The organism is Bordetella petrii, from assembly GCF_020991325.1.
In the GTDB taxonomy this organism is placed as follows: domain Bacteria; phylum Pseudomonadota; class Gammaproteobacteria; order Burkholderiales; family Burkholderiaceae_B; genus Bordetella_A; species Bordetella_A petrii_E.
Map to the genome: position 1 here is coordinate 1 of NZ_JAJMLX010000326.1, position 4,648 is coordinate 4,648.

Annotated in this window: 6 protein-coding genes; 1 reads left to right on the forward strand and 5 read right to left on the reverse strand. The window is 68.0% G+C overall.

What is annotated here, in order from left to right:
* Together LPZ50_RS22005 and LPZ50_RS22010 are read right to left on the reverse strand one after the other, a co-directional pair.
* The coding region (locus LPZ50_RS22005; RefSeq protein ID WP_230664948.1) for a DHA2 family efflux MFS transporter permease subunit at positions 1–1,301 on the reverse strand (1,301 nt) is incomplete at its 3' end.
* 33 nt (positions 1,302–1,334) lie between these two features.
* Entirely contained in the window at positions 1,335–1,754 is a 420-nt protein-coding gene (locus tag LPZ50_RS22010; RefSeq protein WP_230664950.1) for a VOC family protein, read from the reverse strand.
* Between the two features lie 104 nt (positions 1,755–1,858).
* On the opposite strand from LPZ50_RS22010, the gene LPZ50_RS22015 reads away from it, so the two are divergent.
* A complete protein-coding gene (locus LPZ50_RS22015; protein WP_230664952.1) occupies positions 1,859–2,686 on the forward strand; it encodes a hypothetical protein in 828 nt (275 codons plus the stop codon).
* 9 nt (positions 2,687–2,695) lie between these two features.
* Here the strand turns inward: LPZ50_RS22015 and alkB are convergent, their stop codons facing one another.
* From alkB to LPZ50_RS22030, 3 genes are all read right to left on the reverse strand, one after another.
* Entirely contained in the window at positions 2,696–3,346 is a 651-nt protein-coding gene (alkB, locus tag LPZ50_RS22020; protein ID WP_230664954.1) for a DNA oxidative demethylase AlkB, read from the reverse strand.
* Between the two features lie 12 nt (positions 3,347–3,358).
* A complete protein-coding gene (locus LPZ50_RS22025) occupies positions 3,359–4,084 on the reverse strand; it encodes a 2OG-Fe(II) oxygenase (protein WP_230664955.1) in 726 nt (241 codons plus the stop codon).
* A 69-nt stretch (positions 4,085–4,153) separates the two neighbouring features.
* Positions 4,154–4,489 (reverse strand): I78 family peptidase inhibitor, encoded by a 336-nt coding sequence (locus LPZ50_RS22030; RefSeq protein ID WP_230664957.1) that lies wholly within the window; start codon positions 4,487–4,489, stop codon positions 4,154–4,156.
* Between the last annotated feature and the right edge of the window lie 159 nt (positions 4,490–4,648).

Sequence of the window (4,648 nt, forward strand, 5' to 3'; positions counted from 1 at the left end):
CCGAAAACCGCACCATGCTGGCTGCGCTGGGCGTCAACCAAGCCTGGCTGTTCACCTCGGCTTTCGCGCTGGGCGCCGCCCATCATGAAAGCGGTATTGACCACGCCCGAGGCCAGCCCGGATTCGTGCGGCGGCGCGTCGTTCATGGCGGCCAGCAGCAGCGGGTTGAAGGCAATGCCCGCGCCCAGCCCCAGCAGCAGCATGCCGGGCAGGATGTGCAGGGTGAAGGTGCCGTCGATGGGCGCTTGCGAAAACAGCAGCAGCCCCAGGGCCGCCATGCCCAGGCCGGCCGCCAGCGGCGCCCGGATGCCGAAGCGCATGACCAGCCTGGCGGATACGCCCAGCGAGCAGACGGCCATGACCAGGTTGCCGGGCAGGAAGGCCAGCCCCACCTGCATGGCGCTGTAGCCCAGCACCAGTTGCATGTACAGGGCTGAAATGAAGAACCAGGCGAACATGGCGCCCGCCCACAGTACCCCGACCACATTCGCGACAGCCAGGTTGCGCAGGCGGAACAGGCCCAGCGGCATCAAGGGAGCGGGCGAGCGCGACTCGATGGCCAGGAAGGCCGCCAGCAATGCGACGGACAACGCCAGCAGCCCCAGGGACTGGGCAGAGGTCCAGCCGGCTTCGTTGCCATTCACCACGGCATACACCGCCAGCATCAGCGACAGCGTGACGGTGATGGCGCCGGCCACGTCCAGCCGGGTGTCCGTGCCGGCGGCGCGGCCGCCCGGCAGCAGGAACAGGCACAGGCCGAACACCGCCGCGCCGATGGGCAGGTTGACCAGGAAGATCCAGTGCCAGCTCAGTGCGCTGGTCAGCACGCCGCCCAGCAGCACGCCCACGCTGCCCCCGCCCGCGCAGACGAAGCCGTACACGCCCATGGCCTTGGCGCGCTCGCCGGGCTCCGGGAACAGGTTCATGATGAGCGACAGCGCCACGGCCGACACCACGGCGCCGCCCAGCCCTTGCACGGCCCGCGCGGCCACCAGCATCTCCTGGCTGCCGGCCACGCCGCAGGCGAGCGATGCCGCGGTGAACAGCGTGAGGCCGGCCAGGAATACCCGGCGCGGCCCCAGCAGGTCGCCCAGGCGGCCGCCCAGCAGCAGAAAGCCGCCGAAAGTGAGCATGTAGGCGTTCACCACCCAGACCAGGGCGGTTTCGGAAAACTGCAGGTCGGCGCGGATGGACGGCAGCGCCACGTTGACGATGGTGGTGTCCAGGACGATCATCAACACGCCCAGGCACAGCACCATCAGTGCCAGCCAGCGTTGTCTGTCTTGCAGGGCATGCTGCATGCGGAAGCTCCGTGCTTGAAAGGGTGGGGGCGGTCAGCCGGCGATCTGGCCGCCGTTGATCAGCCACGATGTGCCGTAGCGGTCGGTCAGGGCGCCGAACGCCTCGGCCCAGAATGTTTTCTGCAGCGGCATGGTTACCGTGCCGCCTTCGGCCAGGTTGTTGAAAATGCGGGTGGCGTCCGATACGGTGGGAAACACCAGGGCCAGCGATACGCCCTGCTGGCCGTGGAAGGGCTGGTCGCCCGCCGCGTCGGATGCCATCAGTGTTTGCCCGTCCAGGCTCAGCCGCGCGTGCATGATGCGGTCTTCGGCGCCGGCCGGAAATTCCGTGCCCTCGGGCGCCTGGCTGTAGGGCACCATGGCTTCCACGCGGCCGCCCAGGGTGTGTTCGTAAAAGCGCATGGCTTCGGCGCAGTTGCCGTCGAAAGTCAGGTAGGCGCAGAGCTGGGGCATGATGGGTTCTCCTGTGGGGCGGGCGGATGGCCTGGGTTGGCCAGGGGCGCGCAGTGGGTGTTGTAATGGCGGTCGCGCCGATGTACTACGAATAAAGCGTAACGATGAATATCCAGATTAATGAAGAACTGCGAACGTATATAGACCCGCTCAGTGCCGACGAGTACGCCGCGCTGGAGCGCAGCCTGCTGGCCGAAGGCTGCCGCGATGCGCTGGTACTGTGGGGCGATGTGCTGGTCGACGGGCACAACCGCTACGCCCTGTGCCGCAAGCACGGCATCGAGTTCAAGACCATCCAGAATACCCGTTTTACATCGCTGGACGATGTGCGGTTATGGATGATAGAGAATCATCTGGGCCGGCGCAGCGTGTCGGACTTCCAGCGTGGCGTGCTGGCGCTGCGCAAGAAGGAAATTCTGCAGGCGCGCCAGGCGCAGGCGGCGCCGGACGCTGGCCCGGAAGAGGGCGCGGCGCCGCAGGCTGCCGAAAAACCCGCGGTGCCGAACCGCCAGGCGTTGGCACGGGCGGCGCGGGTCAGCAGCAATACGCTGGGACAGATCGAGAAAATCCACAAGGCGGCGGCGCCCGAACTGGTTCGCGCGGTCAAGGCGGGCGATATTTCCATCAATGCCGCCGCGACGGTGGCCGAACTGCCGGCCGAGCAGCAAGTGGCGGCGGCCGCCGAAGGGCGCAAGGCCTTGCGCGAGCTGGCGCGCCAGGCACGCCAAGCCAAGGCCGCGGCGCGCACGCCTGACCCCGAAGCTGGAGCCGCGGGCGAAGACGATGCGCCGGTCGAGCATATCGAGGACTATCCGGCCGAAGTGGCCCGGTTGCGCCGCCTGGTGGCCGCGCTGACCGACGAGCGCGATGCGCTGAAAAAGAAGGTCATGCACCTGACGGTGGCGCTGGCCGAGGCCCGCAACGGCAGTTGAAGCGGCGTATCAGCCGGCGTGCCGGAAGGTCAGATTGATGCGGGTCTGCCCCACGCGCGGGTGCGTGGCCTCCTGCAGGGGCAGCACGCCGTGATAGCGCAGGCGGTCGGGGCCGCCCCATACCACCACGTCGCCGTGCTGCAGGGGCACGCGCCGCGCCGGTCCACTGCGCTGCAGTCCGCCGAACAGGAAAACCGCGGGGATACCCAACGATACCGACACGATGGGGGCATCCAGGTTGCCTTCGTCTTTGTCCTGGTGCAGGGATAGCCGCGCGCCCGGCAGGTAGTGATTGATCAGGCAGGCGTCGGGCCGGAAGCCGTCAAAGCCGGCGGCACTGGCCGCGGTCTGGGCCAACTGCAGGAAAGGCTCCGGCATGGCTGGCCAGGGCCTGCCGGTCAGCGGATCGTGGCGGGTATAGCGATAGCCCCGGCGGTCGGATGTCCAGCCCAGCGCGCCGCAATTGCTCAGGGCTACCGACATGCGGAACCCGCCAGGCGTGATCAGGTGGCGCGGCGGAGCGGCGGCCCAAATCCGGTCCACCGCGGCCAGCAGCGCATCGGCATGGGGCAGCGCCAGGCCGCGCAGCAGCACAGACCCTGGGCCCAGCGTAATGCGTTCCGGAACTTCCGGGTCGGCGGCGAAAAGCTCAAGGTTCATGGGGCAGCAGCCCTATTGGGCATCGTGGAAAATGATGCCGAGTGTATGGCGCCGGCCGGACCGCACCAGGCTGACGCCGTGGCGCTGATTGACGCGATAGTGGCCGCGCGCGCCCTGCACCGGGCGCTGGTGCACGGCGAAAGCCACCGCGTCGCCTTGCTGCAGCGGAACCACCTCGACGCTGGACTGCATGCGCGGACGTTGCGTGGTCAGCACGAATTCGCCGCCCGTGAAATCGTGCCCGGGCCGGGACAATAGAATCGCCACCTGCACGGGGAATACATGTTCGCCATACAGGTCCTGGTGCAGGCAGTTGTAGTCGCCCGCCTGGTAGGCCAGGATCAGCGGCGTGGGGCGGCACTGGCCGGCGGCATGGCAGCGGCGCAGGAACTCGCCGTGGCTGGCGGGATAGCGGGTATCCAGTCCCATGGCCTGGTTCCAGCGGTTGGCGAGCGGGGCAAGACGGGCGTACAGCGCCGTACGCAACTGCTCGACCAACGCAGGCAGGGGGTAGGCGTAGTACTTGTATTCGCCGCGGCCGAAGCCGTGCCGCGCCATGACGATACGGCTACGATAGCGCGTGTCGTCTTGGTAGCCGGACACGAGGGCGGCGCAGTCGGCAGGCGACAGCAATCGGGGCAACAGCGCGTGGCCGTGCTGGTGCAGGGCGGTTTCCAGGGCCGGCCAGTCGTGCGCAGCGTGGCCGGTGCCGGGGGGATGCAAGGCGGCGTGGTTCATGCCCTTACTGTAGGCGCGCCGCCGCGCGCGGTCATCCGGGCGCTTGCGCCCGAATTCCGCGCAAAGGCCCTAGCCGCAGCGCAGCGCCGAGATATTGCCCGAGGCGTCCAGAATGATGTTCAGGCGGGCCGGGTTGTATTCCATGGTCATGACCTGGCCGGGACGCAGCACGCGCAGTTGCGTGGACTGTGAAGCCGACTGGGCGTCTTTGCCCACCGAATCGGAATATGCCTGGCCGACCAGGTTCTGCACCGGCTGGGCATTGCAGTCTTGTGCCGGGGTGGCGCTGGAGGCCGCGCCCGTGGTCCCGGTGGCCGACGTGTCGGACGCGCCGCGCTGCGTGCCGGACGTGCCGCAGGCGGCCAGGCCGGCGACGAGGAAAACGGGGATCAGCTTGCGGATCATGGAGGCTCCTTCATGCAGAGTAGACATCCATGATAGACCAGAAGCCCGGCCGATTTGTTCGCAGGCGTTGCAGCGTGTCAGCCGGTACTGCTGGCCATTTCCAGGGGGGCGGATGTTCCGGTGGATGCCGCATTCCATGGGTACCGTTTCGCGGTGGTG

What these genes read in the sequence shown, in the direction of transcription:
- LPZ50_RS22010 (WP_230664950.1), bottom strand. Translation starts at nt 1,754, where the DNA reads ATGCCCCAGCTCTGCGCCTACCTGACTTTCGACGGCAACTGCGCCGAA.
- LPZ50_RS22015 (WP_230664952.1), top strand. Translation starts at nt 1,859, where the DNA reads ATGAATATCCAGATTAATGAAGAACTGCGAACGTATATAGACCCGCTC.
- alkB (WP_230664954.1), bottom strand. Translation starts at nt 3,346, where the DNA reads ATGAACCTTGAGCTTTTCGCCGCCGACCCGGAAGTTCCGGAACGCATT.
- LPZ50_RS22025 (WP_230664955.1), bottom strand. Translation starts at nt 4,084, where the DNA reads ATGAACCACGCCGCCTTGCATCCCCCCGGCACCGGCCACGCTGCGCAC.
- LPZ50_RS22030 (WP_230664957.1), bottom strand. Translation starts at nt 4,489, where the DNA reads ATGATCCGCAAGCTGATCCCCGTTTTCCTCGTCGCCGGCCTGGCCGCC.